The sequence below is a fragment of the Methylobacter tundripaludum SV96 genome, from assembly GCF_000190755.2.
Classification (GTDB): Bacteria; Pseudomonadota; Gammaproteobacteria; order Methylococcales; family Methylomonadaceae; genus Methylobacter_A; species Methylobacter_A tundripaludum.
This window is the reverse complement of the sequence record NZ_JH109152.1, coordinates 2,580,543-2,607,287: the sequence shown is the minus strand read 5'-3', so window position 1 is coordinate 2,607,287 and position 26,745 is coordinate 2,580,543. Positions and strand designations below refer to the sequence as shown.

At 47.9% G+C, this 26,745-nt stretch carries 25 protein-coding genes and 1 pseudogene; 8 read left to right on the top strand and 18 right to left on the bottom strand.

Going from position 1 to position 26,745, the window contains the following annotated elements; translation table 11 throughout:
• Positions 1-64 precede the first annotated feature (64 nt).
• Both METTU_RS11640 and METTU_RS11635 read left to right on the top strand, forming a co-directional pair.
• A pseudogene (locus tag METTU_RS11640) lies at positions 65-951 on the top strand (tyrosine-type recombinase/integrase).
• Entirely contained in the window at positions 948-2,039 is a 1,092-nt protein-coding gene (locus tag METTU_RS11635; RefSeq protein WP_006891786.1) for an IS91 family transposase, read from the top strand. The pseudogene METTU_RS11640 and the gene METTU_RS11635 overlap by 4 nt, the downstream one beginning before the upstream one ends.
• Before the next feature lie 321 nt (positions 2,040-2,360).
• Here METTU_RS11635 and METTU_RS11630 read toward each other — a convergent pair whose 3' ends face one another.
• From METTU_RS11630 to METTU_RS11620, 3 genes are all read right to left on the bottom strand, one after another.
• On the bottom strand, positions 2,361-3,011 hold the full coding sequence (locus METTU_RS11630; RefSeq protein ID WP_006891785.1) for a hypothetical protein: 651 nt from the start codon (positions 3,009-3,011) through the stop codon (positions 2,361-2,363).
• A 352-nt stretch (positions 3,012-3,363) separates the two neighbouring features.
• Entirely contained in the window at positions 3,364-4,677 is a 1,314-nt protein-coding gene (locus METTU_RS11625) for a S41 family peptidase (protein WP_006891784.1), read from the bottom strand.
• A gap of 70 nt (positions 4,678-4,747) precedes the next feature.
• Positions 4,748-5,845, bottom strand: coding sequence for a murein hydrolase activator EnvC family protein (locus METTU_RS11620; protein WP_254257905.1), 1,098 nt, complete (start codon positions 5,843-5,845; stop codon positions 4,748-4,750).
• A 530-nt stretch (positions 5,846-6,375) separates the two neighbouring features.
• Here METTU_RS11620 and METTU_RS11615 point away from each other — a divergent pair.
• The 4 genes from METTU_RS11615 to METTU_RS11600 are packed head-to-tail and all read left to right on the top strand — an operon-like array spanning position 6,376 to position 8,694.
• A complete protein-coding gene (locus METTU_RS11615; RefSeq protein WP_006891782.1) occupies positions 6,376-6,690 on the top strand; it encodes an ArsR/SmtB family transcription factor in 315 nt (104 codons plus the stop codon).
• Positions 6,691-6,724: 34 nt separating this feature from the next.
• Positions 6,725-7,168 carry a rhodanese-like domain-containing protein gene (locus METTU_RS11610; RefSeq protein WP_006891781.1) on the top strand — a complete coding sequence of 148 codons (444 nt, stop codon included), beginning with the start codon at positions 6,725-6,727 and terminating at the stop codon, positions 7,166-7,168.
• A 51-nt stretch (positions 7,169-7,219) separates the two neighbouring features.
• The gene (gene secB / locus METTU_RS11605; RefSeq protein WP_006891780.1) at positions 7,220-7,687 is read left to right on the top strand and encodes a protein-export chaperone SecB; all 468 of its coding nucleotides are present in this window, start codon (positions 7,220-7,222) and stop codon (positions 7,685-7,687) included.
• Between the two features lie 8 nt (positions 7,688-7,695).
• Entirely contained in the window at positions 7,696-8,694 is a 999-nt protein-coding gene (locus METTU_RS11600; protein ID WP_006891779.1) for an NAD(P)H-dependent glycerol-3-phosphate dehydrogenase, read from the top strand.
• Positions 8,695-8,882: 188 nt separating this feature from the next.
• On the opposite strand, the gene trmL is transcribed toward METTU_RS11600, so the two are convergent.
• From trmL to METTU_RS11540, 12 genes are all read right to left on the bottom strand, one after another.
• Complete coding sequence (gene trmL / locus METTU_RS11595; RefSeq protein WP_006891778.1) at positions 8,883-9,359, bottom strand: tRNA (uridine(34)/cytosine(34)/5-carboxymethylaminomethyluridine(34)-2'-O)-methyltransferase TrmL; 477 nt, start codon at positions 9,357-9,359, stop codon at positions 8,883-8,885.
• A 2-nt stretch (positions 9,360-9,361) separates the two neighbouring features.
• Complete coding sequence (locus METTU_RS11590) at positions 9,362-11,863, bottom strand: glycogen/starch/alpha-glucan phosphorylase (RefSeq protein ID WP_006891777.1); 2,502 nt, start codon at positions 11,861-11,863, stop codon at positions 9,362-9,364.
• Between the two features lie 105 nt (positions 11,864-11,968).
• On the bottom strand, positions 11,969-13,210 hold the full coding sequence (locus METTU_RS11585; protein WP_040580519.1) for a dicarboxylate/amino acid:cation symporter: 1,242 nt from the start codon (positions 13,208-13,210) through the stop codon (positions 11,969-11,971).
• Between the two features lie 103 nt (positions 13,211-13,313).
• Positions 13,314-13,949, bottom strand: coding sequence for a transposase (locus METTU_RS11580; protein ID WP_006891775.1), 636 nt, complete (start codon positions 13,947-13,949; stop codon positions 13,314-13,316).
• Between the two features lie 115 nt (positions 13,950-14,064).
• Positions 14,065-14,244 carry a YbdD/YjiX family protein gene (locus tag METTU_RS11575; protein ID WP_006891774.1) on the bottom strand — a complete coding sequence of 60 codons (180 nt, stop codon included), beginning with the start codon at positions 14,242-14,244 and terminating at the stop codon, positions 14,065-14,067.
• Entirely contained in the window at positions 14,244-16,313 is a 2,070-nt protein-coding gene (locus METTU_RS11570) for a carbon starvation CstA family protein (protein WP_006891773.1), read from the bottom strand. The genes METTU_RS11575 and METTU_RS11570 overlap by 1 nt, the downstream gene beginning before the upstream one ends.
• A gap of 179 nt (positions 16,314-16,492) precedes the next feature.
• Entirely contained in the window at positions 16,493-17,509 is a 1,017-nt protein-coding gene (gene ilvC / locus METTU_RS11565) for a ketol-acid reductoisomerase (RefSeq protein WP_006891772.1), read from the bottom strand.
• 92 nt (positions 17,510-17,601) lie between these two features.
• Complete coding sequence (ilvN, locus tag METTU_RS11560; protein WP_006891771.1) at positions 17,602-18,093, bottom strand: acetolactate synthase small subunit; 492 nt, start codon at positions 18,091-18,093, stop codon at positions 17,602-17,604.
• Entirely contained in the window at positions 18,093-19,829 is a 1,737-nt protein-coding gene (locus tag METTU_RS11555) for an acetolactate synthase 3 large subunit (protein WP_006891770.1), read from the bottom strand. The genes ilvN and METTU_RS11555 overlap by 1 nt, the downstream gene beginning before the upstream one ends.
• 336 nt (positions 19,830-20,165) lie before the next feature.
• A complete protein-coding gene (locus METTU_RS11550; protein ID WP_006891769.1) occupies positions 20,166-20,993 on the bottom strand; it encodes a DUF2797 domain-containing protein in 828 nt (275 codons plus the stop codon).
• Between the two features lie 37 nt (positions 20,994-21,030).
• The gene (locus METTU_RS11545; RefSeq protein ID WP_006891768.1) at positions 21,031-21,477 is read right to left on the bottom strand and encodes a molybdenum cofactor biosynthesis protein MoaE; all 447 of its coding nucleotides are present in this window, start codon (positions 21,475-21,477) and stop codon (positions 21,031-21,033) included.
• Between the two features lie 2 nt (positions 21,478-21,479).
• Entirely contained in the window at positions 21,480-21,713 is a 234-nt protein-coding gene (locus tag METTU_RS11540) for a MoaD/ThiS family protein (RefSeq protein WP_006891767.1), read from the bottom strand.
• A 142-nt stretch (positions 21,714-21,855) separates the two neighbouring features.
• On the opposite strand from METTU_RS11540, the gene moaC reads away from it, so the two are divergent.
• Positions 21,856-22,338, top strand: a complete 483-nt coding sequence (moaC, locus tag METTU_RS11535; protein WP_006891765.1) for a cyclic pyranopterin monophosphate synthase MoaC — start codon at positions 21,856-21,858, stop codon at positions 22,336-22,338.
• 180 nt (positions 22,339-22,518) lie between these two features.
• On the top strand, positions 22,519-23,559 hold the full coding sequence (gene lpxD / locus METTU_RS11530; RefSeq protein WP_006891764.1) for a UDP-3-O-(3-hydroxymyristoyl)glucosamine N-acyltransferase: 1,041 nt from the start codon (positions 22,519-22,521) through the stop codon (positions 23,557-23,559).
• 212 nt (positions 23,560-23,771) lie between these two features.
• Here the strand turns inward: lpxD and METTU_RS11525 are convergent, their stop codons facing one another.
• From METTU_RS11525 to METTU_RS11515, 3 genes are all read right to left on the bottom strand, one after another.
• Positions 23,772-23,972, bottom strand: coding sequence for a hypothetical protein (locus METTU_RS11525; protein ID WP_006891763.1), 201 nt, complete (start codon positions 23,970-23,972; stop codon positions 23,772-23,774).
• Positions 23,973-24,577: 605 nt separating this feature from the next.
• Entirely contained in the window at positions 24,578-25,126 is a 549-nt protein-coding gene (locus METTU_RS11520) for a response regulator transcription factor (protein WP_006891762.1), read from the bottom strand.
• A complete protein-coding gene (locus METTU_RS11515) occupies positions 25,104-26,486 on the bottom strand; it encodes an ATP-binding protein (protein ID WP_006891761.1) in 1,383 nt (460 codons plus the stop codon). Before METTU_RS11515 ends, METTU_RS11520 begins: the two co-directional genes overlap by 23 nt.
• Between the last annotated feature and the right edge of the window lie 259 nt (positions 26,487-26,745).

The following is a 26,745-nucleotide window of genomic DNA, read 5'->3' as shown; positions in this document are numbered from 1 at the left end:
AAATTTAACCTCAAGCCCTCAATCAGAGGGATCGTTAAGCATCAAACAATGAGGTTACCCAACAATGACATCATCTGAAACCGAGTTCAAGCAAAACTATCAAACGCATCTTAAACACCTTAAACTCAAAGGACTCCAGCCTAAAACGATAGAGTCCTATTCCCGTGCCATGCGGCGCATCGGAGCGTATTTCAATGAACAAGTTAACGATCTATCCGAATCGCAGTTGACCGATTATTTCAGCGATTTGCTGGAATCCCATTCCTGGAGTAGCGTCAAACTCGATCTGTACGGCCTTAAATTTTTCTATACCTACGTTTTGAATAAACCCTGGACGGAACTTAAGTTAATCAAGCCGCCAAGGACACAGCGCTTGCCGGATATTGTCACCGTTGAGGAAGCCGGAAGGCTATTCGCAATGACCCATACCCTCAGTTATCGGGTGTTCTTTTTTACGCTTTATAGCTTGGGACTGCGCCTGACGGTGGCCGATATTGATGCCACGCGGCAGCGGGTGCATATTCGCGATGCCAAGGGCAACAAAGATCGCCTGGTGCCGTTGCCGACCACGACTTTGGTCTGCTTGCGCCGCTTCTGGCAGGTGCATCGCAATCCGGTGTTGCTGTTTCCCAATCGCCACGGCGGACTCAAGTCGGCACATTTGTCGACTACGCCGTTGGATCGGGGCGGGGTGCAGGCGACGCTGCGCCAGATCGCCCAAGACTGCGGCATAAAAAAAAGATTACCCCGCACAGTCTGCGTCACAGCTACGCTACCCATCTGATCGAAGCGGGCGTTGACCTGCTCGAAGTCCAGACAATCCTCGGGCACCATAGCATTCTGACCACCGCCCGTTATACTCATTTGACCGACACCACCAATCATAAAGCCGATCAGTTAATCAATGCGTTGATGAATGGCTTTGCCATGGATTGGCGGAGGGTCAAATGATGCTGCTCTCGTCGATCATCCAAACCTTTGAAGCCGATTTCCTGGCGACTTATCAGAACGCGCTGTTGCCCAGTCAGCGCAAGGCGTTGGCCGCCCTGAAACAGTGCCGCACCACGCAAAGCCCGGTGATGTTGGCGCAATGCGACGGCTGCGAAAAACAAGTCTTCATCCCGCATTCTTGCGGCCATCGCAACTGTCCCCATTGCCAACATCATGAGAGCCGGCAATGGCTGGAACGCCAACTCAAAAAGCAGGTGCCTGCCGAGTATTTTTTGCTGACCTTCACCTTGCCCGAAGAACTGCGTCCGCTGGCCTGGCAACATCAGCGTACACTGTATGACTTGATGATCCGTTGTAGCTGGGAGACTCTCAAAACCTTCGCTCGGAACGATCCGCAATTGCAGGGGAAGACCGGTGCCATCAGCGTACTGCACACCCATTCGCGCCGATTGGATTATCACCCGCATGTGCATGTAGTCATGCCTGCGGCGGCTATTGATGCTGATGAACGGTTGTGGCGCACGAAAACCGGCAAAGCCAACAAATCCTACTTGTTCAACCACAAAGCCTTGGCGAAAGTGTTCCGCGCCAAATTGCTGATGGCCATTTGCGAGCAAGGCCTTGGGCTTCCGCCTTGTTATCCGAAAACCTGGGTCGTGGATGTCAAGTCCGTCGGCAGCGGCGACAAGGCACTGGTTTATCTGGGGCGCTATCTTTATAAGGGCGTGGTCCAGGAAAAGGATATTATGGCTTGCCGGGAGGGTCGGGTGACCTTTCGCTACCAAGACGGCAAAACCAAACAGATGCAAACCCGGACACTGTCAGGGCCTAAATTCTTGTGGCTGATTTTGCAGCATGTGTTGCCCAAAGGCTTTCGGCGCACCCGTAACTTCGGCTTTTTGCATTCCAACAGCAAACGGGTGTTGGAATTGCTCCAGCAGTTGCTCAGGCTGAACCCGGTTAAGAGTCTGACCGGATTGGCAAAACGCCCCCAGATCAAATGCCCTTGCTGCGGCGGTGCCATGCGGATTGTGCAAACGCGAATCCCAGCCCCGTTGGTATTCGGGCGGCTTGCGCCATCAGGCTAACGGAGTGGATGTGCAACCGGTTATGTAACTGCATCCGTCATTCCGAGAGGGCTCGAAATCGGCATTTCTATGCCGAGGGCCGCACTTGGCTTAAAAAAGGCTGTTATTCGCCTTACATCATCACCATCCGCTAAAGGCGTTACCCAAACAACGCGTTCGGCCTATTCTTGACTATTGCGGTTATAGATTCATCGCCGCTACTGACAAAATCTGAAAAGATATTTCCTTATAATAAAGCCAGCCTTACGACTACTACCGGGCTTGTCCAACAACCGGTTCAGATTGTGGTTCGCTATCGCTCACACAATCTAACCTTATTCGTTAGGCGGTATTATCGATAATGCGTTCATAAAACAATTTACCAAAATCTGTTTTTCCGTATGAGCGTGGCATAGTCTTTGTGCTTCCGGAATGGTTAGCTAATATCGAAACCTCAAGCAAGCCCAGATTTGATAACATAGACGCTGCGGGGGCATCGACGGCAACCATATTTTCGTACTGATAACACTGTACAAGTTGCTTTATTAGATATGGATTTAGATTCCTAATCACGTGAGCATAAAGTTCAAACATAGAGCGAGGAATAATGCCCTCAACCATTAACGCGAAAGCTTTGCCGAACATCCCTGCTAACTGCGGAGTTTCAATTTTGTCCAGGAGCATTAATGTCGTTTCACCAACCTTCTCTATTTTTGCGTCGTCAGAACATTCTTCCTCAATAAACCGCTTTCTCTGATCTTCGGATAAGTTTTCAGTCGCAGCAAGAAACTCAATTATCTTCTTTGCATAGAAATACGCTGATACATCATTTCCAGCCCTTAACAAAGACAGAGCGACGCCAAAGAAAGGAATATCCCTTATTAGGCCATCATTCAAAAATGAATCTAAGGCCACCTCCCCTAATTTGTCTGCGAGGTCAGCCGTATGGTGGCTACGTCTAATGGAAACAAGAAATGAGTTATTTGGCGTCATCGTATTTCTAATGCCTAACGTAAAGTAGACACTTTTTTAGGTGCATATTAATTTCCAATCCAGAACTATACTTCGCTCGGTCAGTTTTGCGGATTTTCAAATACATGTAAGCCATTAATTCATATGAATTAACTGTGCTTTCATTTTCCGCATTCGTGACCGTGCAAAGTATAAAAGCCACCCCAGAACCCCGTTAGTCATAATGCTATAACGACTACTTAATAGCAACCTCTCAAACAAACCCAAACCGCAATCTAACCCCAACAAATTCAACACATAAAAAAACCCGGATCCCAGCAAACATCTCTGTCTGCCAAAATCCGGGCTTTTGATTACCGCTATAAGCTAAAGCTTATTTTTTCATAATGCTGATGCCTTTCAGCAAGGTCAGCGCCTGATACAAAGGATAATCTTTTTCCAAGGTTTCCTTCTCTTTCTCCAAGGCCTCTTCCTTACTCTCTTTCGCTTTGCCGTTTTGCAAATGATGCGACAAATCGGCTTCCTTGACCGGCTTGAACTCGGATTTTTCCAGGTTCTCCAGCTTGACGCGGGCCAAGGCGATATCCGGTTCGATACCCTCGGCCTGGATAGATCGGCCTGAAGGCGTGTAGTATCTGGCTGTGGTCAACTTAACTGCCGAACCATTACTGGTTGGCAATATAGTCTGCACCGAACCTTTGCCGAACGATTTCTCGCCCATGATCACAGCGCGTTTTTGGTCCTGCAAAGCCCCGGCTACAATCTCAGAGGCTGACGCGGAACCGGCATTAATCAGCACCACCATCGGCGCACCGTCGATAAGATCATCGGGAGCAGCATTAAAGCGCATTTCCGAATTTTCAATACGGCCTTCGGTGTAAACAATCAGACCGCTCTTGATGAACGCGTCACTCACCTCGACGGCCGCATTCAATACTCCGCCCGGATTATTCCGCAAATCCAGCACCAAGCCTTTCAGGTTTCCTGCGTTTTCCTTTTTCAGCGCGGCTAATGCTTCTTTCAGGCTTTCACCGGTTCCCGATTGAAAACTGCTGATACGCACATAACCATAACCTTTTTCCAGCATCCGGTTTTTTACGCTTTTAACTTTGATGATGTCACGGGTCAGGGATATTTTTAAAGGCGCTTCCATCCCTTCACGAACAACCGTCAGCAAAATCTTACTACCCGGCTCGCCACGCATAAGTTTGACGGCATCAGCCAAGGTCATTCCTTTTACCGGCTGATCATCAAGTCTGACAATCAGGTCTCCGGTTTTAATGCCTGCTCTCTGGGCGGGTGTATCGTCGATAGGGGAAACCACTTTAACAAAGCCGTTTTCCATCGTAACTTCGATGCCCAGGCCGCCGAACTGACCAGTGGTACCTTCTTTTAATTCCTGGTATTCCTCGGCAACCAAATAAGCGGAATGAGGATCAAGCCCACTCAACATGCCTCGAATGGCATCTTCCAATAATTTTTTGTCAGAAACGGGCTCAACATAATCCCTTTTAATTCGGCCAAAAATTTCCGTGAATGTGCGTAAGTCCTCATAGGGCAGGGCTTCCGTTGCATCCGCTACAGGTTCAGCATTATCGCGCTCGGCAAAGACACTGCCGCAGATACCCATAAAAACACCCAACATAATCCCTAAGGACAAAATGAAAATATTTTTCTTTTTTAACATGTACCTTAAAACTCCAAACACTCGATTTTCCAAAACATGGCCATTAAACAGCTAACTAACTTGATCCCGATTACTTTCGGCACCACTCAAGCGGATCAACCGGCTTACCTTTGTTGCGTATTCCAAAATACAGCCCGGGATGGCTACGACCACCGCTTTGCCCCACTGAAGCAACGACTTCACCAGCATCCACCCACTCACCAACCTGCCGATATACACTCTGATTAAACGCGTAAAGAGTCATGTAGCCCTTGCCGTGATCAATGATAATCAACAAGCCATAACCGCGAAGCCAATCAGAATAAACCACTTTCCCGCTGGTAATCGCACGTATCTCCGTTCCCTCACTGGCGTCAATTAACACGCCATCCCAAATGCTCTCAGTACTCTCGGCTCGCGCACTGCCGAACTTATTAGTTAATCGCCCCTTAACCGGCCAAGGCAACTGTCCCTTAAGCGAAGAAAAGTCGCCCTTAAGTTTAGAAAAATCGTCCTTGGCATCCGGCAAGTCTTTGGCAGGTTCGGACGGAACCTCAGCGGCCTTGTGCAATTTTTTTGTTTGCTCAACCTCAAACGTAAGATCGTTGGTTGATCTTTGCAATGAAGATACCAGATTTTTCAGCTTATTTTCACTTTCTTTCAAATGAATTATTTGTTGTTCATTTGAAGAAAAGTCGCTTTTTAATTGCGTCAGCAATTCAGATCTTCGTTTTCTAACGCCGTCTACAGCTATCTGTTCGGATTTCTTTTGCTCAAGATTTTTCTCTAAAAGCTCGGTTTCATGCTGTTGCTGCTTACCGAGCCGCTCCAGATGCTGCATAGACTCCGAAATGCCGGCCAGTTTTGTCAGGCGAGCTTTATTAAGGTAATCGTAATACACCAGCATCCGGCTGGATAATGCAGGATCTTGTTGATTAAGCAACAACTTCAATTGTTCCTTTTGCCCCATTGCATAGGCAGCTTTTATTTGACCCGCTAATTCTTTATTTTGTTTAGCGACTTCATCCTGAAGGCACTGTTTTTCCTGTTGGATCTTATTCAAGTTCTGGCGTTTTTGCTCAACCTGACCTTGCAATGTCTTTAATAAAGCGGCCGTCCTTCCATAGAGCTTCTCAACTTCACCCAGCTGCGTGTTTAAAGTATTTTTTTGCAGCTGAATGCGCTGCATATTTTGGTCGGCCGCCTTAATACCCGATTGAACTTCAGTGAGCTCTTCGTTTTTTTCCGAGATTTCCGCCCTGCCCTCATGAACGAACGCACTCAGTAAAAAACAAAAAACCAGCTTATTTCTCATCCACAGATTAAACAAATTTGATAAGCGAAAGGTGTGTTAGCCATTGCAATAGCATTGTATTCTTTGTCCAACGAATAACCGAATCCCTCAAGGATCAGCAATACCACAGGCTTTGGCCGATTAAACATCTTTATCTTTATCTCCCGATACTAAAAAAAATCCGCATCACTACTCCCCGGACAAAATAAATCACTTTGTACTCCATTTGATTCTTCATTACCCAAAATGGTCGTAGTGATGTATTATTTTGCCAGATTCACTGGTTTTTTGTATTTTGGCAACATGCCAACCACATAATCAAGTAGCTATTATATTAATACACGTTGACAACAGTTGTGTATAAATAATTCTTCACGGGTTCTTTTTTAATCAGATTCAATAGACTAGAAACATTAAACAGACCTATGGGAATTAAAGGCCAGAACACAAGCATAAACGATGCCGACATAGCCAGAGCGGCCCACTGCTTAAAGGCAATGTCGCATCCATTACGTTTAAAAATATTATGCGTTCTGGGCAGTGATTCAATCTGCGTGCAACAAATCGTCGACCAGGTCGGCACCAGCCAGAGCAATATTTCCCAACATCTGGCAATCCTCAAGGACAAAAACATTCTCGGTTCTAAAAAACAGGCCAACCGTGTTTATTACTTTATTGACGACGCCCGTATGCTGTTACTCATTAAAATGATGCGTGATGTTTTCTGCCCTAACCAATAATTCATCTTTTCACTTAACTTTGACAACTTAATCCATGGAACGTTATCTAGAATTTATTTTAAATCATTACATCTTAAGCCTCGCTCTGGCGGTAGTTACTTATCTGTTAATTCAGGAATTATTCGATACCGCATTCAAAAAATTCGGTGCCGTTTCGCCTTTACTGGCGGTCGCCAAAATGAACGATAGCGATACAATTGTTATCGATGTACGTGAACCGGAAGAGTTTCTTAAAGGTCATATTGAAAACGCAATCAACACGCCACTGGGCAACTTACCCGCTCACTTGTCAAAACTGGAAACATACAAAAACAAACCTGTCCTTATTGCCTGTCAAACCGGCACCCGCTCAGCATCGGCCGGAAAAATATTAACTAAAGCAGGTTTCGAGCAGGTTTTCGTTATCACCGGCGGCATGCAAGCTTGGGAAAACGACTACAAACTGCCTATAAAATCGACCGGCAAGCTCAAAAACTAAATCTTTGCTAAAAGTAGCCATCACATTAAATCCTACACATAGAAATCCATCATGACCGAAGCAACCAACGCCGTAGAAAAACAATTTTCCATCCAAAAAATTTATACCAAAGACATGTCTTTTGAGACGCCTAACTCGCCTAAAGTATTCACCGAAAAATGGGAACCCACTGTCGACTTTAATCTGGGCACCAATGTTTTGCCTTTAGAAAATTCAATGTACGAAGTAGCCCTTGCGGTAACCATCACCGTAAAAAACGGCGATGCAACAGCCTATCTTGTTGAAGTCAATCAGGCAGGTATTTTCTCTTTAGGCGGTTTCACCAATGAAGAAATGGGCCCGATGGTTGGCAGCTTCTGCCCCAACATTCTATTTCCTTACGCAAGAGAAGCCATTTCCGACCTCGTCACCAAAGGCGGCTTTCCGCAGATGCTTTTAGCTCCGGTAAATTTTGACGCCTTATACTCGCAGCATTTGCAACAAGCTCAACAAGCACCCGGCTCTGACGCCATTAATTAAATCGTTCGATGAATAAAAAAATAGCCGTCCTGGGCGCAGGTTCTTGGGGAACGACTCTGGCAATTCTGGCAGCCAGAAACGGCTGCCGGACGCTGTTATGGGGCCATAATCCTGAGCACATGGCAGCGCTGGCACAGGATCGTGAAAACAAACGCTACTTACCCGGCCTGGCTTTCCCTGAAAACCTCACTGTTACGTCTAACTTGGCTGAGGTCGCCGACTTCTGTAGCCTGATACTGGTCTCCGTACCCAGCCATGCATTTAAAGATACCTTGCTTAAGCTCAAAGCGTATTTATCCAGCGACGTACAAATTGCTTGGGCAACCAAAGGCTTTAATCCTGATAACGGCTCCTTGCTTCACGAAGTAGTCGCCGATATATTCTCTGCGCAAACCTCGGCGGCCTTACTTTCAGGCCCCAGCTTTGCAAGCGAAGTCGCAGCTGAGCTGCCGACAGCCATCACGATTGCTTCATCCCAGCCGGATTTTGCCGGCCTTCTGGCCGACATCCTGCACAGTGAGCGTTTTCGGACTTACACCAACTCGGACTTGATTGGCGTGGAAGTCGGCGGTGCGGTAAAAAACGTCATGGCGATAGCCGCCGGTATTGCCGACGGACTGGGCTTTGGCGCCAACACTCGGGCAGCCTTGATCACCCGTGGGCTGAACGAAATCATTCGCCTGGGCGTCAAACTTGGCGGAAAACAGGAAACCTTTATGGGACTGGCGGGACTGGGCGACCTTATTTTGACCTGCACCGACAACCAATCCAGAAACCGGCGTTTCGGTTTAGCCTTGGGACAGGGCAAAGATACACATACCGCCATAAAGGAAATAGGCCAGGAAATCGAAGGCATTTCAGCGGCAAAAGAAACCTTTTTGCTCGCTAAAAAATACGGCGTAGACATGCCGATAACCGAACAAACCTACAAGGTTTTATATGAAGGTTTGGCCCCGCTGGCGGCTGTACAAAACCTGCTGGCTCGGGAGCAAAAAGCTGAGTCTTAGAGATGTTCATTGTAATGAGCACTTAAAAAAGCTTTTATTCATCACGAACGACTGCATGGACAGATATTTGCTCCATGCAATATCTGCATTCCCCACGTCCATGTGGGTTATGCAGGAGTAATTGCCTAGACACGAAGAGCACGAAGCAATAAGACTTCGCGTCCTCCGTGTCTTCGTGGTGATAATTTTTATACCTGTTTTATTACCGCCCCCGCAAAATCCATCTGCCGCCAAGCCTCATACAAGACAATAGAAACGGTATTGGACAAATTCAGGCTCCGGCTTTCCGCCTGCATCGGCAAATACAAACACCGCTCTGAACCTAAGTCGGCCAACACCGTGGCAGGCAAACCGCGCGTCTCGGGGCCGAATAAAAAAGCATCCTCAGGCTGAAAACTCACCTCACTGTAAATCTGCGTGCCTTTTGTCGTCAGGGCGAAAATCCGCCCCGGCTTAATACTGTCTACAAAATCAGCCAATGAATCATGCTCTTTCACCGCCACCCATTCATGGTAATCCAGCCCTGCCCTGCGCAATTTCTTGTCATCCAATTCGAAACCCAAGGGCTTGATCAAATGCAACTGCATACCGGTATTTGCGCATAGCCGGATAATATTCCCGGTATTAGCGGGAATTTCCGGCTCATACAAAACAATATGAAACACGCTCAGAACTTGATACTGACCGGCGCCAGTTTCCAGATTTCGTTGTTGTAATCAGTGATGGTCCTGTCGGTAGAAAACTTACCGCTAGCGGCGCAATTTAAGATACTCATTTTGAGCCAGTGTTCCTGATCCTTGTAAGCCGCTTCCACACGTTTTTGCGCATCAATGAAGCTACGGAAATCGGCTGCCGTCATCCAGGGGTCGTGCGGGCTTTTTATTGATGCCAAAATATCGTCAAAAAGCCCCGGTTCGAATTGGTTAAAATGCCCGCACTCAAGCAACCTAATGACCCTTAGCAAATCCTCATCCTGATTGATAATTGCATTAGGATCATAGTGATGGCTCATTTCTTCAACCTGCTCTTCGGTCAAGCCGAACAGGAAAAAATTCTCATCGCCGACCTCTTCGCGAATTTCAATATTGGCGCCATCCAGCGTACCGATAGTCAACGCGCCGTTCATCATAAATTTCATATTGCCGGTGCCCGACGCTTCCTTGCCGGCGGTTGAAATTTGCTCGGAAAGATCGGCTCCCGGACAGATTTTCTCCATCGCGGAAACCCGGTAATTAGGCAAAAAAACCAGCTTTAATTTCCTGCCCACATCGGGATCGGAATTAATGACACTTGAGACATTATTGATCAGCTTGATGATTTTTTTCGCCATGTAATAACCCGGCGCCGCTTTCCCGCCGATCAATACACAACGATCCGTCCAGTTCGCGGTATCGCCGCGCTTAATCCGATCGTACAGATGAATCACATGCAACACATTCAACAATTGACGTTTATATTCATGAACACGCTTGACCTGTACATCAAAAATCGCGTCAACATTAAAATCGACATCATGTTCAAGCTTCTTGTAATCGATCAGCTTTTGCTTTGCGCCTTGCTTGATTTCATACCAGCGTTTACGGAACTTCTTATCTTCGGCAAAAGGTTCAAGCTTCTTTAACAGCGACAAATCCGTCAGCCAGCCGTTGCCTATCGTTGCGGTGATCAATTCGGCCAGTTCCGGATTACACGCCGCGAGCCAACGACGCGGAGTAACGCCATTGGTTTTATTGTTGAACTTGCCCGGCCAAAACTCGTAAAAATCACGAAACAAGCCTTGCTGCAACAATTTCGAATGCAACGCGGCAACGCCGTTGACCGAATAGCTGCCGACGATAGCCAGATAGGCCATCCTGACGTATTGCTCGTTGCCTTCCTCAATAATGGACATGCGGCTTAACCGGCCTATATCGCCCGGCCAATGCGCAGAGACTTCGGCCATAAAATGGGCATTAATATCGAAGATAATCTCCATCAGCCTCGGCAGCATCTGTTTAAACAGATTAACCGACCAGCGCTCCAGCGCTTCCGGCAACAAGGTGTGGTTGGTGTAGGCCATCGTTTTACGAGTGATCGCCCAGGCATCACCCCAGACCAAGCCGTGGACATCCATCAGCAAGCGCATCAATTCCGCGACCGCTATGCTAGGATGCGTGTCGTTTAACTGGAAGGTATTCTTCGCCGCAAACTCGGAAAAATCGTTACCGTGACGACCGACCCAGCTGTCGATCACATCCTGCAAACTGGCGGAAGCGAGCAGGTATTGCTGGCGCAGACGCAATGCCTTACCGTTTTCGTTGGCGTCATTCGGGTATAACACCATGGTGATATTTTCGGCGGTATTTTTTGCCGCCACCGATTCCGCGTAATCGCCGGCATTAAACTCCTGTAGATTAAATTCTTCAGTCGCCGTGGCTTTCCATAACCGCAAGGTGTTCACCGTGCCGTTCCTGTATCCGGGAATCGGCGTATCATAAGGAACCGCGAGTATATCCTGCGTATCTATCCAGCTGGTCCTTTTATTGCCGAGCTCGTCAATATGCGATTCGGTATGCCCGCCGAACTTAATCCTGTGCGTATATTCGGGACGTTCAATTTCCCACACATTGCCGTTACGCAGCCAATGGTCCGGTTTTTCGACCTGCTCGCCATTGACAATATCCTGCGAAAACATCCCATATTCATAACGCAAACCGTAGCCGGTCACCGGCAACTGCAAAGTTGCACAACTATCGATAAAACAGGCAGCCAAACGCCCCAAGCCCCCATTGCCCAAACCGGCATCCGGCTCGCTTTCAATCAGCTCTTCAATCTCCAGGCCCAAATCGTACATAGCCTGCTCAACCGCTTCGGTAATGCCCAGATTCAGCATGGCATTGCTTAAAGTGCGGCCCATTAAAAACTCCATCGACAGATAGTAAGCCCTCTTGCAATCCGTATCCTTGTAAGTATTGTAAGTTCTCTTCCAGCGCTCGATGAGCCGGTCACTGATAGCCATCGACAAGGCCTCGTAGGCATAATGCGGCGAGGTACAGTTTTCATCCCTGCCCAGACGGTGGCTGTAATAACGCTTGAAATCGGCGATAAAGTCCTGCTCAGTCACGCCCAAATCCGGAAGTATGGTAATTGTGGATTTTGGTTTACTTGTCTTAAAACTTCTATGAGGCATATTTTTAACACTACAGAGTTGATATTAGGTTGATGTTAACTACTTTTTTTAAATTAGCCAAAAATATTCCTTTGCCCGTTGCCCCCTCCCTTGCTCTTGCCAAACCTATCGCAAGGCTTTTTCCCAGCGGCTTACCACTGCGGCGGCGATGCTATTGCCGAACACGTTGGTCGCGCTACGCCCCATATCCAAAACCTGATCGACGGCCAACAACAACAGCAAACCGGCCTCGGGAATATGAAACATCGATAATGTCGCCGCAATGACGATTAGCGAGGCTCTGGGTACGCCGGCCACGCCCTTACTGGTGAACAGCAGCGTCAGCAGCATGATCAGCTGATCGCCCAACGCCATGTCGATGCCGTAGGCCTGGGCGATGAACAGCACGGCAAAGGTCATGTACATCATGCTGCCGTCGAGGTTGAACGAATAACCCAAGGGCAGCACCAGCCCACAGACTTTCTCATCGCAACCGAAACGTTCCAGTTGCTGCAACAGTTTCGGGTAAGCGCTCTCGCTGCTGGCGGTGCCGAAAGCCAGCAGCATCGGCTCGCGGATATGACGAATCAGGGACAGGATTTTGCTCCCCAGAATCAAGAAGCCGACGCAACCCAGCGCACCGCACAGCAGCAGCAATCCTAAATAAAACTCGCCGATAAATTGACCGTAAGACAGCAACACGCCGATGCCGTTTTGCGCGATGACCGAGGCCACCGCCGAAAACACCGCAACCGGCGCGGTGTGCATCACGTAGCCGGTGACTTTCAACATGATATGCGTCAGCGAATCGAGTAGCTTGACGGTCGGATGAGCCAGCTCGCCCAGCGAGGCGCAGGCCACGCCGAAGAACATCGAGAACACCACGATCTGTAAAATCTCGTTACTCGCCATGGCTTCGATAATGCTTTTCGGGAACATGTGCGAGACAAAATTGCTCAGTGTCGGCGCCGTCTCCGGCAATCCGGTCTTGGCTCCCACCTCCGGCAACGTCATGTGCAAAGAACTGCCCGGTTCAAACACATTCACCAGCAACATACCCAGCAACAGACTGAAAATAGAAGCCGAGAAAAACCACACCATCGCCTTGATGCCGACCCGCCCGACGGTGTGAATGTCGCCCATTTTGGCCATGCCCACCACCAGCGTGGAAAAAACCAGCGGCGCGATAATCATCTTGACCAGCCGCAGGAAAATATCGGTCAGCGCGGCAAAAATTCCGACGATCTGTTTTAAGGTCTCAGTTCCACCCACCGTCAGGCTAAGCAGCTCGCCGACAAGGATGCCGAGCGCCAGTGCTATAGCGACATAGAGCGTCTGGCGATTGGGTTGCGGGGTGTGGAATGTCATAAATTTAAAAGGTTTAGTTAAAATTATCATCACGAAAAAACCTTATGTTCTTCGTGGCGAGTTTCTCACTCCAATGAGCTGTGTCAAATTCGAACCTTTTTTGCTACCCCAACCTGGCCGATGTCTTAAAGGATGGGCAATTATCGTTTTCAATCAAATGCTGAACTTGTCCTTCATCGAATTGCTGATGATAATTTTCAAAGGACTGCATACTACCGAACCATTGTAAAACTTGTTGATGCTCGATGCGGCTTTGTTTCTGATGTCGAATCGTTTGATAGGAAGAATGAGGGTAAGTGCGAAAGTCGTCAGTAAACCCGTGTTTTTGCGGGTTACGGTGAATATAGCTGATCAGGTGAACGAAATAGCGGTCTGTGTCGATCAAGATACGGTTGAAATTTTTTTCGAATAAACTGCCTGATCGGCCGTAAGCCTTGTTAATTGCTTTAGTGTAAGCATTAAATAAATTTGAAAACGGTTGTGAATAGTTGTGCTGAGTTAGACCTTCCAGGTTTTTAAAACCTGGAAGGTCTGGCTTCGGGTTAATTCTGACCAGCAAATGGAAGTGGTTTTTCATCAAGCAATACGCGTAGGTATCGGCAACCGGATAAATATAACGGAGGTAAAGTTTGAGAAAATGATGATAATTCCGCTCTTCAGGAAATAAGTCTTCGCCGTTATTGCCGCGGTTGTAGATGTGGTAGTAGTGGCCATTGATTAAGAGCGTTTCTTTTGACATATTTTAACCTTGGGAGTTAAACCTTCCAGGTCTTAAAGACCTGGAAGGTTTGGTTAATGGCACAGATTTAGACCTTCAAGGTTTTAAAACCCTGGAAGGTCTGCTTTAGCGCAACCTAACAACACCTCTTAATCCCATTCCACTTTTCATCCTGCCATTGCTTGAAAAAAGCCTCTTTGCTCATCGGCGTATCGGTCTGATGATGCTCCGCATGGTGCTGTAAATAGCGTTCATAAGCATCGTCCCCAGATAGACGACGCACGACACGCCAAAACCCTTTAAGTTTGCTCAGCATCAGTCCCTCACCCAATCTTCAACCAAGCGGCTCTGGGTATGCGGCGATTCCGCAAGCGGCAGTACCGGCTTTCCGGCCAGATAACGGCTGCAAACCCGCAGCATGTCGAACACGATCAGCCACAACAAAACCACAAAAAACAAGGTCAGCCAGCCGTCCAGATGCAGATTGAAGATCAACTGCGGCGTAACAGCGGCTTTCTCCGGCGGCAACGCGCCTGCCGCCAGCTTATCGGCCAGATCGTTGGCCGCTGAAAAGAAACCGATGCGTATATTGTCGCTGGCGATTTTCTCCCAGGCCGCCGCACTGGTGATTGTCACCAGCCAGGTCAGCGGCAAACCGGTCACCCAAGCGTATTTGAGCTTGTCGGACTTAATTAAAATACCGGTCGCCACGCACAACGCAATCGCGGCCAGCATTTGGTTGGCAATGCCGAATAACGGCCACAAAATATTAACCCCGCCGTTCGGGTCGATCACGCCGATATAGAGAAAATAGCCCCAGCCCGCCACCACCAGCGCACTGGTCAAAACCACCGACGGCATCCACGAGGTTTCCGCCATTTTCGGCCAGATATTGCCGAGCATATCCTGCAACATGAACCGCCCAACGCGAGTTCCGGCATCCAGTGTGGTGAGTATAAAAATAGCCTCAAACATGATCGCAAAGTGGTACCACAAGGCCAGCATGCTCTCGCCGAACGCGCTGCCGAAAATGCTCGCCATGCCGACAGCCAAAGACGGCGCGCCGCCGGTGCGCGCAAACAGCGTTGCCTCACCCATTTGATTGGCTAAAAGCTGCATCTGATCTACCGTGACCGGAAAGCCCCATGAGGAAATTTTGGCGACGGCATCGATAGCCTCCTTGCCGACCACGCCCGCCGGGCTGTTGATCGCAAAAAACACGCCGGGATCGAGCACCGTCGCGGCCATCATCGCCATAATCGCGACAAAGGATTCCAGCAACATGCCGCCGTAGCCGATCATGCGTATATCGCGTTCATTGCTGAGCAGTTTCGGCGTGGTGCCGGAAGCGATCAGCGCATGGAAACCGGAAATTGCGCCGCAAGCAATGGTGATAAACACGAACGGAAATAGTTTGCCGCCGAAAATGGGCCCGGTGCCGTCGATGAACTGTGTCAAGGCAGGCATTTTCACGGTCGGCTGCAACATGATAATCGCCACCGCCAGCAAGGTGATAGTGCCCAGCTTCACATATGTCGACAGATAATCGCGCGGCGCAAGCAACAACCAAACCGGTAAAATCGCGGCCGCAAAACCGTAAGCCATCACCCACCAGGCCAGCGTCAAGCCTTCGTGATCGAACCAAGTGCGCAAGGTAGGATTGTGATCGATCCAGCCGCCGCCGACCACGGCCAGCAACAACAAAATCACGCCCAACGCTGAAGCTTCCAGCACTTGGCCGGGACGGAAACTGCGCATGTACAGGCCGACTATCATCGCAATCGGAATAGTCGCCGACACGGTAGCTGTCGCCCACGGACTGTGCTTCATCGCGTTAACCACGACCAGTCCCAGCACCGCAATCAGGATGATCATGATCGCAAAGGTGCCGATCAGCGCCGCCGTGCCGCCCAATGCGCCCAGCTCGTCACGCGCCATCTGCCCCAGGCTTTTCGCGTCGCGCCGGGTCGACAAGAACAGCGTCACCATATCCTGCACGCAACCGCCCAATACCGCGCCGAACAATATCCACAGCGTTCCCGGCAAATAGCCGAACTGCGCAGCCAGTGTCGGCCCCACCAACGGCCCGGGCCCGGCAATCGCCGCAAAATGATGGCCGAATACGATCCATTTATTGGTCGGCACAAAATCGCGGCCGTTATCCAACCGCTCGGCCGGAGTGGCCCGTGTCTCGTCAACCGCCAGCACCGTCGCGGCAATCCACGCCGCATAAAATCGGTAGGCAATGGCATAGACGCATAAAGCGGCGGTTACAAACCACAGCGTATTGATGCTCTCGCCACGGTTTAAAGCGATACCGCCGACGGCTGCCGCACCAAGCGCAGCAATCAGTATCCAGATGGAGTTTTTCAGTAGTTTATTCATCAGTCATCTGCTCTATTATTGATGTTTTAATGGTGAGACTAGGGTGATTATCCTCGAAATTTGCAATAAGCATCAACTTAGCAGCTTGATTAATGCGCCACGAAGAATCTACCGCGCTTAGCAAAAAAAAGCCCATCATAAAGACGGGCTTTTTTTAAAACGCTTAAACCGACTTAAGATCAGTTTTTGGTTTTATCAACAATCTGGTTGGCTTTAATCCAAGGCATCATGCTGCGCAGTTTTGCACCGACAACTTCAATCGGATGCTCTGCATTTAAACGACGCTTGGCGGTCATTTCAGGATAATTGGTCATGCCTTCCATGATGAATTGCTTGGCGTATTCGCCGTTTCTAATGTTTTTCAATGCTTCACGCATTGCCCAACGGCTTTCTTCGTTGATGACTTTGGGGCCGGTAACGTATTCGCCATACTCTGCATTGTTGGAGATCGAATAGTTCATGTTGGCGATGCCGCCTTCAAACATTAAATCAACAATCAACTTTAATTCGTGCAAGCATTCAAAGTAGGCCATTTCAGGCTCATAACCCGCTTCAACCAAGGTTTCAAAACCCATTTTTACGAGTTCAACCGCACCGCCGCATAATACGGCTTGTTCGCCGAATAAATCGGTTTCACATTCGTCGCGGAACGTGGTTTCGATGATGCCTGAGCGACCGCCGCCAATAGCAGAGGCATACGATAAACAAATCGCTTTCGCTGTGCCTGAAGCATCTTGATGAACTGCGATTAAGTCAGGAACGCCGCCGCCGCGTACAAATTCAGAACGCACGGTGTGCCCAGGTGCTTTAGGCGCGATCATGATCACGTCCAAATCGGTGCGTGGCACGACTTGGTTGTACAAAATCGCAAAGCCATGGGCAAATGCTAATACTGAACCTTGTTTGATGTTCGGTTCAATTTCGTCTTTATACAATTTTGACTGGAATTCATCAGGCGTCAAAATCATAACTATGTCCGCACCTGCAACCGCTTGTGCAACGTCTTGAACGGTTAAACCATGCGCTTCAGCCTTAGCCACTGAAGGCGATCCTGCACGCAAACCCACGACAACTGAAACGCCGGATTCTTTTAGATTAAGAGCGTGGGCATGGCCTTGCGATCCGTAACCGATAATGGCCACTTTTTTACCTTTGATGATTGAAAGGTCGGCATCTTTGTCGTAATAAACTTGCATGGTTTTTCCTGTTTTTGGGTGTTTAAAATTAATTCAGATGAAAGGTCCAAGGGGCTTTTTTCGCCTTGAGCCTTTCGTCTTTAACCTTAGGCTTACAAATGCAGCCCTTTTTCGCCTCTTGAGATGCCTGTCGGCCCGGAGCGAACGACTTCAATAATGGTATCGCTATCGATGGCGGCGATAAAAGCATCCAGTTTACTGGAGGGACCGGTCATCTCCACGACATACGTGGTCGGAGTCACATCGATAATCTTGCCGCGAAATATAGCCGCTATGCCTCTGATTTCTTCGCGCGTATGTTCGCTGGTCTTGATCTTGACCATCATCAGTTCCCGTTCAATATGATCGGACTCGGCCAAGTCTATCAACTTAACCACATCGATCAGTTTATTCAGCTGCTTGGTGATTTGCTCGATAATGTCATCGCTGCCGCGGGTGACCAGGGTCATGCGCGACAGGCTGGCGTCTTCGGTAGGCGCTACGGTCAAGGACTCGATATTGTAGCCGCGCGCGGAAAACAAACCTGCCACCCGCGATAACGCGCCGGATTCGTTTTCAATCAGGATAGAAATAATATGTCTCATTACGCCAATTCCCTGTCGGTTGATGTGCCGTCCGCGACTCTTAAGGTCATATCGTTATGAGCTTTGCCTGCTTCAATCATCGGGTAAACATTTTCGGTTCGGTCGGTCAGGATGTCCAAGAACACCGTGCGGTCTTTCATCGCAAACGCTTCTTCGAGCGCAGGTCTGACTTCTTCGGGCTTATCGATACGCATACCGACATGACCGTATGCCTCCGCCAGTTTGACAAAGTCCGGAATGGTGTCCATGTACGAATGCGAGTAACGGCTTTCGTAGGTAAATTCCTGCCATTGGCGAACCATGCCCAGATAGCTGTTGTTCAGGTTGATGATTTTTACCGGCGTATTGTATTGCAGCGCGGTCGATAATTCCTGAATGCACATCTGGATGCTGCCATCGCCGGTCACGCAGGCGACTTCCGAGTCTGGAAACGCCAATTTAACGCCAATGGCCGCAGGCAAGCCAAAGCCCATAGTGCCCAAACCGCCCGAATTAATCCAATGCCGCGGCTTGTCGAACGGATAATATTGGGCAGCCCACATTTGATGCTGGCCGACATCCGAGGTGACATACGCCTCGCCTTTGGTAACTTCGTACAACTGTTCAATCACATATTGCGGCTTGATCAGACGGCTGTTGCGGTCGTATTCCATACATTTGACGGCCCGCCATTGGTCGATCTGGTTCCACCAGCTTTCCAAGGCTTTCTTGGACGGTTTCTTTTTGCTTTCCCTGATCATTTCCATCATTTGTTCCAATACCGGTTTAACTTCGCCGACGATAGGAATCGCAACCTTAACAGTTTTGGAGATAGATGCCGGATCGACGTCGATATGGATAATCTGGGCGTGCGGGCAAAACTCGTCCAGTTTGCCGGTGACGCGGTCGTCAAAACGCGCGCCGATAGCAATAATCACATCGCTCTCATGCATCGCCATGTTGGCTTCATAAGTGCCGTGCATGCCCAGCATGCCGACGAACTGCTTGTCGGTTGCAGGATAAGCGCCCAGACCCATCAAGGTATTGGTAACAGGAAAGCCCAAGGTGTGCGCGAATTCGGTCAATTCCTTGCTGGCTTCACCCAAAATCACGCCGCCGCCGGAATAAATGATCGGCTTCTGCGCGGTCAGTAATAAATCCACCGCCTTTTTAATCTGCCCCTTATGACCGGTAACCGCCGGATTATAAGAACGGATGGACACTTTTTTAGGGTATTTATAAGGTACTTTGATTCTGGGATCGGTGATGTCTTTAGGCACGTCAACGACAACGGGGCCGGGGCGACCGGTTGTCGCCACATAAAATGCCTTCTTGATGGTTTCAGCCAGTTTGGTGACGTCTTTGACCAGGAAATTATGCTTCACGCACGGCCGGGTAATGCCGACCATGTCGACTTCCTGGAACGCATCGCTGCCGATGACCGGTGACGGCACCTGGCCGGAAATAACCACCATCGGGATCGAATCCATATAAGCGGTGGCAATGCCGGTGACCGCATTAGTAGCGCCAGGGCCTGAAGTAACCAGAACTACGCCGGGTTTGCCGGTGGCCCGGGCATAGCCGTCCGCCGCATGGGTCGCGCCCTGTTCATGCCTAACCAGAATGTGTTTGACATCATCCTGCTGGAAAATGGCATCGTATAAATGCAATACCGCCCCGCCGGGATAGCCAAAAATATATTCTACGCCTTCGTCCTTAAGACTCTGAACTACAATTTGTGCGCCGTTTAGCTCCACGCTAATACCCTCAAATAAACTTTCGAATTAAGCCGATTATATGTGTTTTTAAAAACTTAAGACCCAAATACCCGGTGTATTTTAAAGAACGTCATATAGACTGCTGCTGGTAGCCGCCTTTTTCAGGCAACGTAATGTGAGCATTTTACTTGGTTTTTGGTCAAATTGTACACGCATCTCTTGACCTTTTTAATTCCTGTCTGGCCGGACAATCAATTATTGCTTATCATTAAAACCGAAGAATAAAAATATCGTTACAAAAGGCGTTATCCCTGGATTTAAAGAAAAGCTGATGATGCCGGCCCTGGATCTGATATGGCGATTACCGCGAGGCTTCTACGCTGACAACTCAATCTCATAACCGGCAAACTTGCGGATATTAATGACGCCGGTATCCAGCAATAAATATTGCCCTTTAATACCGTGCAGCACCCCTGATACTTCAGCGTTCTTATCAAGATTAAATGACTTAACCTTGAGCGGATAGCTATCCACCGGAAAATGAATATCCACAGGCGCCTCATTGGCTAAAAACTCAGTCGCCTGTTGACCGAAACGTTGGGTAACCTCGGCCAACTCCACTGAACAAATGGCGATTAATTCATCCCGCTTTGCAACCAGATCGATAGGCTCAGCCTTACTTTTAAGCATTTGCTGCCAACTTGTTTTATCGCTGACATGTTTGGCGATAGCGATCTCAATCAAACCGGAAATATAACGCGACTGTACTTTAAAAATCGGCAAGGCCTGCACCGCACCCTGATCTATCCAGCGCGTCGGGATTTGTGTCTGCCGGGTAATGCCAACCTTAATACCGCTGGAATTAGCGAGATAAACCACATGCGGCTGAAAACAAAATTTCTCGCCCCATGAAGGCTCCCTGCAGGTGCCGGCCTCATAGTGGCAGGTTTCCGGTTTCATGATGCACATGTCGCATTGCGCCAGCGAGATAAAGCACGGGTAGCAATAGCCCTGATTAAAGCTCTTTTTAATTGACCTGCTGCAATGCACACACAGGATCTTACCGGTATAAGTCAGTTTAATTGACTTGCCGATCAGCGGATTTAAAGCGACCAACTGATCGCCTAACGGCAACTCGTACTGAACCGGTTTTGAGCTATCCGACTCCAGCCGGGCGTGCATTTTTCTTAATTGTCCCTGCATTCAGGTATTTCCTATAAAACTAACAATAACGGGTCGGTTAACTATAACCATCAGTATTTTTTTCCAGCCAACGCTCGGCTTGGGATTTTAACAATTCCTTTTTCCAGAAAGGCGCTCTCGACTTTAACGCTTCCATGATGTATCGACTGGCATCAAAAGCATCGCCACGGTGCGATGTCCACACCGCCACCAGCACAATCGGGTCATTAGGTAAAATATCACCCACCCGATGCACCACCAACACATCGATAACCGGCCATTGCCGCGCGGCTTCGGCAACGATTTTTTCCAGCTGTTTTTCGGTCATGCCGGGATAATGCTCCAGCGTCATGCCTTTAACGTCATCGCCTTCATTGAAATCGCGCATCGTGCCTATAAAGATGCTGGTCGCGCCAAACTTACCGGCCATATTATTTGCCGAATGTTGATGACCCTGAATTTCCTGCCAGGGATCGAAGGGTTCCGCGCAAATTTTTATGTCCATTGTCACCCCCCGGTCACCGGCGGAAAAAAAGCCACTTCATCACCGTCCTTAACAGCGCTATTTAATTCAACATAGTCCATATTCACCGCCGCCAAACTATTATCCGGCAGCGTTTTATCCGGATTAGCCCTGTGCCATACATCGCCAACTGTGGCCGGTCCTGAAAACTCCAGATTATCTTCCGAGCGGCCGATACTTTCTTTCAAGCTGGCAAAATAACGTACCTTAATTGACATGATCAGTCACTCAGTCACAAAAAATAGAATTAGCACGAGGTGCATTGCATGGAAGACCTGTCGGTCGCCTTTTTAGTTTTCTTAACCGGCAGTTGTTATAATAAAAACGCGCCTGCCCTTTCACTGATAATTTTACAGAAAAATGACTGCATTAACCCACTTTAATCAATCCGGTGAAGCTCATATGGTTGACGTCGGCGAAAAGGCGATCACTCAGCGTACAGCCGTCACCGAAGGCTATATCGAAATGCAGCCGTCCACGCTCAAGCTGATCGTAGACGGCGGTCACAAAAAAGGCGACGTTCTGGCTATAGCGAGAATAGCCGGCATCATGGCCAGCAAGAAAACTGCGGACCTGATCCCGCTCTGCCATCCGCTGCCTTTAACGCATGTAGAAATCAAGCTGAGCGCTGAAATCGACAGCAACCGGATACGCTGCCAAACCACTGTAAAAACCAACGGACAAACCGGCGTAGAAATGGAAGCGCTTAATGCCACACAGATTGCATTACTGACCATTTACGATATGTGCAAAGCCGTAGACAGAGGCATGGTCATCCAGTCGGTCCGATTACTGGAGAAAGACGGCGGCAAGTCGGGACATTGGCTGCGCAACCAAAATTGACTTCTGCGCGCTGTAAAACAGAAAAATAAAATTAAATCGGGTACATTGAAAACCTTATCATTCCGGTGAGCAACCCAATACAGGTAATGTGGTTGTTTATTAGATTTGCTACACTTACTTTATATTTTCAACAACGTGCCGGCTGTTTTGGCGCTATTCAAAATAACAGCAGAGACAAACATGTCGATTACATTAAAAGAACTTGCCGATTTTTGTGGTGCGCGGATTGAAGGTGGAGATCCATCGGCAACCATCCATTCAGCGGCAGAGATTACGTCTGCACACCAGGGCCAAGTCACACAGCTGACCAACAGTCGCTATACCCGGCATATTAAGGATTCAACGGCTTCGGCTTGCTTTATTGCGGAAAGTTTCGCTGTTGAAAACGTACCTGAAGGCATGGCGCTGTTAATTTGCCCCGACCCGGAAGTCAGCTTTATCAAAGCAGTCGAATTACTGCATCCTGCCAGGATTTATGGGCGACAAATTGCGCCGCAGGCAGTGCTTGAAGCTAATGTGACGCTAGGCGATGAACTGTATATCGGACCTTATGCAGTAATTGGCGAAAATTCAACTCTCGGCGATGGCAGCGAAATACACGCAGGCGCTTATCTTGGTAAAAATGTAAAAATAGGCAAAAACTGCCGAATTTATCCTTATGCCGTTATTTATGATGACGTGGCCATAGGGAACAATGTCATTATTCATTCAGGAGCCATCATTGGCGCTGACGGCTTTGGTTATAAGTTCAGGAATAATCAGCATGTCAAAGTTCCCCAGGTCGGCAATGTAGTTATTGAGGACAATGTCGAGATTGGCGCCAATACCTGCATAGACAGGGGTGCGCTGGGAAGCACCTTAATAGGAGCGGGCAGTAAAATCGATAATCTGGTGCAGATCGGACACAATAATAAAGTCGGCAAACACGTCATCATGTGCGGTTTAACGGGCGTATCCGGCTCCTGTAACATCGAAGATTATGCGATTCTGGCGGGAAGTTCGGGTATTGCCGATCATGTTACGATTGGTCAAGGCGCTGTAGTCATGGCGCGCTCCGGCGTAGCAGGCGACGTCAAAGCCGGTACGCAAGTTTTCGGCAGTCCGGCAAAAGACAAGAAGACCGCTTATAAAGAGCAAATCGCTATCAGCAAGCTGCCTGAGCTATTGAAAAGAGTAAAAATGTTGGAAGAAAAAATCCTGCTGTTGGAAAAGGATATATAGCTAACACTCCAAAAATTCCGTAGATTTTACGGTAATCGAGCATTATAAATTTCAATTCATGCGTTGAAATGTTAGGGCTTTCTTTGGAGGGGGCGTATCGATTAGATTCGAAACTTTATGTTGCTGGTGTATGAGGGACTTGCAGATTCAGGATATAAAGGTGCCGAGCAGTAACAACACCCCCCGCTATTTTCATAACGGGGGGAATTATTTTAATTACCTACGTTACCAGTGTTGTTACTGGTTTTTTTCGCATCAATTTTCGAGAACACTTCAGCATTACTCGCTGCAACAGCACCACTTTGTAAATGCTTGGTTTCGTCCTGTTTCAACATCACAACTAAAACAATAACAGCAGCAATAGCAACACCAGCGATCAACCATGTGTTATCTTTTTCTTGTTCTTCAGCCATTTTAAAATCCTCGAATAGTTTATATTATTTTATTTTATTATTCCCTTTCCTCAAAGGGAGCCGCTCAACAAATTGCTCTATTGAGTTGCTTGTCGAATTAAGTAATAAACGACAGGGTACTTTTTATCATGAGATACGGCGTCGTGTCAAAACTATAAATAAAAAAACACCAATCGCATCAGAATTAATGATGCAGTGAGAATTACCAACAATTGTAAAGAGGCAAGAAGCCACATAACAACCAATTGAAAATTAATTGAAATGTCTTTATAAGCCTAATGAGGCATCAGCCGGGAAAAGGATATTACCGGCAATAAATGTTACCGTCTAAGGCGTAATGAATTGAAATAAAGTTGCCGGAATCAGAGGGAATTGCACTTAAAATTGCCAAACTGGGAGATGGCTGGATACGATAAGCGAAGCCTGAATCGAGAACGCAATTACTGCTGCTTCAGCAGAAAACTTAGGGCTGTGATCTTCTTATCGCCGTTGTGGATGACGACAGTAAAGATGGCGTTAGCAATCTACCCCGTAGATGCATGCATAACGCTTTGGAGTCGGTTTAACTAAACCGCAGCTCCACGCATCTTCTTTAGACTGACTGACTACTCTCTCACCGGTTTTTTATCCAGCTTCCTTTGCAGCGTGCGCCTGTGCATATTTAACGCCCTGGCGGCAGCCGAAATATTGCCATCGTGCTGCATCAGCACTTTTTGCAGGTGCTCCCATTCCAAACGTTTTACAGATAAGGGGTTTTCACTAATCGAGACCGATGAATCACCATCATTTTTATGCAGGGCGTTTACAATTTCATCCGCATTGGCCGGCTTGGTTAAATAATGCGTGGCACCCAGTTTTATTGCTTCCACCGCTGTAGCAATGCTGGCAAAACCGGTTAACATGACACAAACAGTATTGTCATCCAAAGAGATCAGTTTTTTCACCAATTCCAAACCCGACTCATGACCGATACGCAAATCGATCACCGCATATTCGGGCAGATAACGCTCGGCAAATGCTATTCCGGTTTTGACATCGTTAGCGACCAATACCTCATAATTTCGCTTTTCTAATGCGCTCTTTAGCACCTTACAAAAAGTCTCGTCATCATCCACCAGCAACAGCCGGGGTTTATCCATTTCCTGGGTTGTCATTATGGTTCTCTGTATTTAAAAGAGGAAGGGTGATTTCCACGCAGGCTCCGCCCGACTCGCTGTTGTAAAGGTTAATTTTACCGCCCAGGCGATTGATGGTGGAATAAGCCAAGAACAACCCCACGCCTAAACCGCGTTTTTTGCTGATAACGGGTTGTTTACCGGCAAAATCGATTAATTCCGGCGGCAGACCGGGACCGAAATCCCTGATTTTAATAACAGCGTAGTCTAAATCCCATGACGCATGAAATTCGATACCCTTTTCCGGCGGAGACGCCTCAGCGGCATTGTTTAAAATGTTAATAATCGAGTGAGTCAGTGTGAGTTCGGCAATGATTTTCGCCTGCATTGCAACTTCAGGATCGATAAAAAAACAGAGCTTTGCCGTCGGTTTATGAGTGCGCCATTGATTAATGACTTCATCAATATAATCAGTTAGCAGCATGGCACTACCTGATTCGGCGCGCATTTCACCGGCAGAGGCCGACATCACCGATAGCGCTGTTTTACACCGGTCAATCTGTTGCTGCATGATCAGTAATTTCTCGTGCAAATCCGGAAAGCGGTGGACAGGGAACTCTTGCTCTAGCTCATGAGCCACAATAGCAATAGTACCCAATGGCGTTCCCATATCATGAGCGGCACTGGCCGCTAACGTACCTAATGCCACAACACGCTCATCCCTTAATGCATTTTCCCTGGCTTCAGCCAGATTTCGCTCCTGCGCCTTGAGCGTTTTAGCCAACTCAACCACAAAGAATGCGACCAAACCGGCACTAAATACAAAACCAAACCACATGCCAAAAATATGCAGATTAAAATAATGACTATCGCTCATGGCATGAACCTGTTGCAACAGTTCATAATTCCTTGTGTCGGAATACTGCATTTCCGGGTTAGGCATGTGCGGTTCTATCGATGGCAGCGGAATATTGTAGGCCATTAATGCCGTATACATGGAGGTGGTTAAAATCACCATATACCATGCATAGGATTGATGCAGCATGATGGCTGTAATAATGAGGGGCAACAGGAATACCCAAGTAATAGGGTTTGATGCGCCTCCGGTTAAGTACAACAATGCTGTAATACCAAAAACATCAATAACTAACTGAGAAAATATTTCCAATTCCGTAACGGGATCATCGGTCTCCAAGCGCATTGAGGTATAAACATTAACGACGCCTATCGACATTATCACCAGCCAGAGCGGCTGCTCCGGCAAACGAATATTGAGGCCGTATACGGATAAAACAATGAGTATAACCTCGCTGAGCATCATCAAGTTTCTGAGGATAAACAGCCACTTCAAGTTTTGCCGAGCAGAAAATTCTGACTTAGGAGCAGCGTATGAGAGCATTTTTATAAAAACAGTGTGTTGTTAGAAGTAACTTAAAAATAAAAAACCAAGAGTATTTAAAAGTATATTATCGGGATTTTAATTAAAAATTAAACAAGAATTAAACTGCGACAATATGTCACATTTTGTGTTGCACTATTTATTGATATTATTAACCTAACTTTTAAGGCTCTTGTAGAGCACCATAGCTGAAAAGTTGCGTTATATTCTTCCTAAATATATTCCAAGGCGGTTTTTTTAAACCGCCTTTTTTTTGTCT

Excerpts from the sequence above, each read along its gene's own strand:
- METTU_RS11635 (WP_006891786.1), top strand. The coding sequence starts at position 948 with ATGATGCTGCTCTCGTCGATCATCCAAACCTTTGAAGCCGATTTCCTG.
- METTU_RS11545 (WP_006891768.1), bottom strand. The coding sequence starts at position 21,477 with ATGGACATAAAAATTTGCGCGGAACCCTTCGATCCCTGGCAGGAAATT.
- METTU_RS11575 (WP_006891774.1), bottom strand. The coding sequence starts at position 14,244 with ATGCTGAGCAAACTTAAAGGGTTTTGGCGTGTCGTGCGTCGTCTATCT.
- METTU_RS11570 (WP_006891773.1), bottom strand. The coding sequence starts at position 16,313 with ATGAATAAACTACTGAAAAACTCCATCTGGATACTGATTGCTGCGCTT.
- METTU_RS11520 (WP_006891762.1), bottom strand. The coding sequence starts at position 25,126 with ATGACAACCCAGGAAATGGATAAACCCCGGCTGTTGCTGGTGGATGAT.
- METTU_RS11600 (WP_006891779.1), top strand. The coding sequence starts at position 7,696 with ATGAATAAAAAAATAGCCGTCCTGGGCGCAGGTTCTTGGGGAACGACT.
- METTU_RS11615 (WP_006891782.1), top strand. The coding sequence starts at position 6,376 with ATGGGAATTAAAGGCCAGAACACAAGCATAAACGATGCCGACATAGCC.
- METTU_RS11610 (WP_006891781.1), top strand. The coding sequence starts at position 6,725 with ATGGAACGTTATCTAGAATTTATTTTAAATCATTACATCTTAAGCCTC.
- METTU_RS11585 (WP_040580519.1), bottom strand. The coding sequence starts at position 13,210 with ATGACATTCCACACCCCGCAACCCAATCGCCAGACGCTCTATGTCGCT.
- METTU_RS11525 (WP_006891763.1), bottom strand. The coding sequence starts at position 23,972 with ATGGCTGAAGAACAAGAAAAAGATAACACATGGTTGATCGCTGGTGTT.
- METTU_RS11625 (WP_006891784.1), bottom strand. The coding sequence starts at position 4,677 with ATGTTAAAAAAGAAAAATATTTTCATTTTGTCCTTAGGGATTATGTTG.
- ilvC (WP_006891772.1), bottom strand. The coding sequence starts at position 17,509 with ATGCAAGTTTATTACGACAAAGATGCCGACCTTTCAATCATCAAAGGT.
- moaC (WP_006891765.1), top strand. The coding sequence starts at position 21,856 with ATGACTGCATTAACCCACTTTAATCAATCCGGTGAAGCTCATATGGTT.
- METTU_RS11620 (WP_254257905.1), bottom strand. The coding sequence starts at position 5,845 with ATGCAGCGCATTCAGCTGCAAAAAAATACTTTAAACACGCAGCTGGGT.
- METTU_RS11590 (WP_006891777.1), bottom strand. The coding sequence starts at position 11,863 with ATGCCTCATAGAAGTTTTAAGACAAGTAAACCAAAATCCACAATTACC.
- ilvN (WP_006891771.1), bottom strand. The coding sequence starts at position 18,093 with ATGAGACATATTATTTCTATCCTGATTGAAAACGAATCCGGCGCGTTA.
- METTU_RS11630 (WP_006891785.1), bottom strand. The coding sequence starts at position 3,011 with ATGACGCCAAATAACTCATTTCTTGTTTCCATTAGACGTAGCCACCAT.
- METTU_RS11580 (WP_006891775.1), bottom strand. The coding sequence starts at position 13,949 with ATGTCAAAAGAAACGCTCTTAATCAATGGCCACTACTACCACATCTAC.
- METTU_RS11515 (WP_006891761.1), bottom strand. The coding sequence starts at position 26,486 with ATGCTCTCATACGCTGCTCCTAAGTCAGAATTTTCTGCTCGGCAAAAC.
- METTU_RS11540 (WP_006891767.1), bottom strand. The coding sequence starts at position 21,713 with ATGTCAATTAAGGTACGTTATTTTGCCAGCTTGAAAGAAAGTATCGGC.
- lpxD (WP_006891764.1), top strand. The coding sequence starts at position 22,519 with ATGTCGATTACATTAAAAGAACTTGCCGATTTTTGTGGTGCGCGGATT.
- METTU_RS11550 (WP_006891769.1), bottom strand. The coding sequence starts at position 20,993 with ATGCAGGGACAATTAAGAAAAATGCACGCCCGGCTGGAGTCGGATAGC.
- secB (WP_006891780.1), top strand. The coding sequence starts at position 7,220 with ATGACCGAAGCAACCAACGCCGTAGAAAAACAATTTTCCATCCAAAAA.